Here is a 3,388-nt window from a genome sequence, read left to right as displayed (position 1 = left end):
ATAGGTGGAAGGCGACTTTTTGTACTGCTGCTTGCGGCCTCATCGCCGGCAAGCCGGCGATAGGGCTGCAGAGCAGACCCACACGTGTATGTTTTGAATGGAAAGTGAGTGTTCATGGACAAGTCCAGATTCCGCAAATACACCCTCGGCGCCGCCGTGGCCCTGGTCGCCGGCATCGCGCTGTACGCCATCCAGGCGCCGGCCAAGGCGCCGCAGTACATCACCGCCACGGTCGAGCGGGGCGACATCGAAAACGCGGTGCTGGCCACCGGCACCCTTGAAGGGATCAAGCAAGTGGATGTCGGCGCCCAGGTCTCCGGGCAGTTGAAGTCGCTCAAGGTCAAGCTCGGCGACAAGGTCGACCAGGGCCAGTGGCTGGCCGAGATCGACCCGCTGGTGTTGCGCAACACCTTGCGCCAGGCCGAGGTCGATGAAGAAAAACTGCAGGCCGAACGGCGCTCGACCCTGGCCCAGCTCAAGCAGGCCAGGCGTGTGTACGAGCGCTACCGCGAGCTGCAGGCCGACGAGTCGGTGTCGCGCCAGGACTTCGAGAACGCCGAATCGGAGTACGAGGTGCAGCAGGCCGCCGTACGCTCGCTCGATGCGCAGATCCAGAGCGCCCGTGTCGAGATCGACACCGCCAAGGTCAACCTCGGCTACACCCGCATCAACGCGCCCATTACCGGGCATGTGGTCGGCATCGTCACCCAGGAAGGCCAGACCGTGATCGCCAACCAGCTCGCACCCATTCTGCTCAAGCTGGCCGACCTCGACACCATGACTGTCAAGGCCCAGGTTTCCGAAGCCGACGTGATCCACATCACCCCCGGCCAGGAGGTGTACTTCACCATCCTCGGCGAGGACAAGCGCTACTACGCCAAGCTGCGCGGCACCGAGCCTGCCCCGCAGAACTACGCACAAAGCAGCGACAAGAGCGACGGCAGCAGCGCCAAGCCCAATGGCGCGGTGTTCTACAACGCGCTGTTCGAAGTGCCCAACCCCGAGCACCGCCTGCGCATCTCGATGACCGCCCAGGTGCATATCGTCCTCGACACCGCCGCCGGCGTGCTGACCGTGCCGGTGGCGGCGCTGGGCCTGCGCAATGGCGATGGCAGCTTCCCGGTACGGGTACTCGACGGTAAAGGCTTCGCCCAGGTGCGCAACGTGCAAACCGGCATCAACAACAACGTCAAGGTGCAGATCAAGGACGGCCTGGCCGAAGGCGACCGGGTGGTGATCGGCGAGCCGGTGTCTGGCGAAGCAGGGGCCTGAGCATGAACATGAATGTCGAGCTTACCCCGCACAGGGCAGTTGCCAGCGGCACCGGCGAGCCCTTGCTGCGCCTGCAAGGCGTCACCCGCAGTTTCATGGCGGGCGACCGTGAGTTTCTGGCGCTCAAGGGCATCGACCTGGACATCCGCAGCGGCGAACTGGTGGCGATCATCGGTGCGTCCGGCTCGGGCAAATCGACCCTGATGAACATTCTCGGTTGCCTGGACAACGCCAGCAGTGGCAGCTACCAGGTGGGCGGGCAGGAAACCCGCGAGCTGGACGACGATGCCCTGGCCGCGTTGCGCCGCGACCATTTCGGCTTCATTTTCCAGCGCTATCACCTGTTGCCGCACCTGGACGCCCTGCACAACGTGGAGATTCCGGCGGTGTATGCCGGTACGCCGCAAGGCCAGCGCCACGACCGCGCGCGCGAACTGCTGACGCGCCTGGGCCTGGCCGGGCACCTCGAGCACCGCCCCAGCCAGCTCTCCGGTGGCCAGCAGCAGCGGGTGAGTATCTGCCGGGCGTTGATGAACGGCGGCCAGGTGATCCTCGCCGACGAGCCCACCGGCGCCCTGGACACCGCCAGTGGCAAGGAAGTGATGAACATCCTGCTGGAGCTGCACGCCGCAGGCCACACGGTGATTCTGGTTACCCACGACCCGAAGGTGGCTGCCCATGCCCAGCGCATCATCGAGGTCAGCGACGGGCAGATCATCAGCGACCGCCGCAACGCCGCCGAAGCATTACCCACGCCAGCCGTCGAACCGTCGCCGCAGGCACCGGCCGTGCGGCGCCTGGTGGCCAGCCTGGGCATGTTCCGCGAGGCGTTCAAGATGGCCTGGATCGCCTTGGTCTCGCACCGCATGCGCACCCTGCTGACAATGCTCGGGATCGTTATCGGCATCACCTCGGTGGTGTCCATTTCAGCCATCGGCGAGGGCGCCAAGGGCTATGTGCTGAAGGACATCCAGGCGATCGGCAGCAACACCATCGATATCTACTCGGGCAGCAACTTCGGCGACAGCCGGGCCAAGACCATCGAAACCCTGCTACCCGCCGATGTCGCGGCGTTGAACGAACTCTACTACGTCGACAGCGCCACCCCGGTGATCGGCCAGAGCACCCTGGTGCGCTACCGCAACCTGGATGTCGACGTGCAGCTCAACGGCGTCAGCGAGCACTACTTCCAGGTACGCAACATCCCCTTGGCCTCAGGCATCGTGTTCAGCGCCGACGACGCCCGGCGCCAGGCACAGGTGGTGGTGATCGACCACAACACCCGCAAGCGCCTGTTCGGGCAGCACATCGACCCGCTCGGCCAGGTGATCCTGGTCGGCAACCTGCCGTGCACGGTGATTGGCGTAACCGCCGAGAACAAGAACCTGTTCGTCGCCAGCAACCAGCTGAATATCTGGGTGCCCTACGAAACCGCCGCAGGCCGCGTGCTCGGCCAGCGCCACCTGGACAGCATCAGCGTGCGCATCAAGGACGGCGTGCCGAGCAAACGGGTAGAGGAGGAGGTGACCAAGGTGATGCTGCAGCGCCACGGCACCAAGGACTTCTTCACCAACAACCTCGACAGCATCATGCAGACGGTGCAGAAAACCAGCCGCTCGCTGACCCTGCTGCTGTCGCTGATCGCGGTGATTTCGCTGGTGGTGGGGGGCATCGGGGTGATGAATATCATGCTGGTGTCGGTCACCGAACGCACCCGCGAAATCGGTATCCGCATGGCGGTGGGCGCACGCCAGTCGGACATTCGCCAGCAGTTTCTGGTGGAGGCGGTGATGGTCTGCCTGTTTGGCGGTGTGGTAGGGATTGCCTTGTCGTATGGGATTGGCTCGCTGTTCGAGCTGTTCGTCAAGCAGTGGGAGATGGTGTTCTCGCCCGGGTCGATCGTGATGGCGTTTGCCTGTTCGACACTGATTGGCGTGGTGTTCGGCTTTGTGCCGGCACGCAATGCCGCGCGGCTGGACCCGATCGAGGCATTGGCGCGGGATTGAACTGGCTTGTACGGGCCCATTCGCGGGACAAGCCCGCTCCCACAGGATCTTCACTGCCTTGAGTCAGCTGACTGCCTTGGGTCAGCGAGGTATCTGTGGGAGCGGGCTTG

Annotated in this window: 2 protein-coding genes; both read left to right on the top strand. The window is 64.4% G+C overall.

The genetic code is table 11. The annotated features are described in order from the left end of the window. The first annotated feature begins 114 nt into the window (after nt 1–114). Complete coding sequence (macA, locus tag ACNQPL_RS17805; RefSeq protein WP_387523818.1) at nt 115–1,272, top strand: macrolide transporter subunit MacA; 1,158 nt, start codon at nt 115–117, stop codon at nt 1,270–1,272. A gap of 2 nt (nt 1,273–1,274) precedes the next feature. Then, nucleotides 1,275–3,278, top strand: coding sequence for a MacB family efflux pump subunit (locus ACNQPL_RS17800; RefSeq protein WP_346613266.1), 2,004 nt, complete (start codon nt 1,275–1,277; stop codon nt 3,276–3,278). The last annotated feature ends 110 nt before the right edge of the window (nt 3,279–3,388 follow it).

This window comes from Pseudomonas sp. LFS044, from assembly GCF_047978245.1.
Lineage (GTDB): Bacteria > Pseudomonadota > Gammaproteobacteria > Pseudomonadales > Pseudomonadaceae > Aquipseudomonas.
Note: the sequence above shows the minus strand (reverse complement) of the source record. Positions and strands in the feature narration are given on the sequence as shown.

What these genes read in the sequence shown, in the direction of transcription:
- macA (WP_387523818.1), top strand. Translation starts at nt 115, where the DNA reads ATGGACAAGTCCAGATTCCGCAAATACACCCTCGGCGCCGCCGTGGCC.
- ACNQPL_RS17800 (WP_346613266.1), top strand. Translation starts at nt 1,275, where the DNA reads ATGAACATGAATGTCGAGCTTACCCCGCACAGGGCAGTTGCCAGCGGC.